The sequence below is a fragment of the Amycolatopsis jejuensis genome (assembly GCF_000717335.1).
GTDB lineage: Bacteria > Actinomycetota > Actinomycetes > Mycobacteriales > Pseudonocardiaceae > Amycolatopsis > Amycolatopsis jejuensis.
The window spans coordinates 1-295 of the sequence record NZ_JNYZ01000120.1; the positions used below are offsets into that span (position 1 = coordinate 1).

A 295-nucleotide genomic window follows, 5' to 3' on the forward strand; every position below is an offset into this window, starting at 1 on the left:
TACGGCACCCGTATCCAGGCCTACGGGCGGTTCACCGGCGCGAACACCCTGGAGGTGGTCGAGGGTGACCCGGCGGACGGGAAGTTCGCCGCTCTCGCCTTACACGGCACGACCCCGGTCGGTGTCGTCGGCTGGCATCACCCGCGTGGTTTCCGTAAGGCGCGGGCACAGTTCACGTCCGGGACACCGGACATCGCAGAAAGGCAGCTCGCCCCATGACAACCCACGCCAACGTCGAGACCACCGGATGCCCGTATCCGCATCCGCCGGTGATGCCCCAAGACGGCACCCCGTT

General features: G+C 67.8%; 1 protein-coding gene. It reads left to right on the forward strand.

What is annotated here, in order from left to right; genetic code table 11:
- Positions 1-219, forward strand: a 219-nt coding sequence (locus tag OO71_RS51150; protein WP_033296449.1) for an oxidoreductase C-terminal domain-containing protein, incomplete at its 5' end; no start/stop codon positions are given.
- Positions 220-295: the final 76 nt, after the last annotated feature.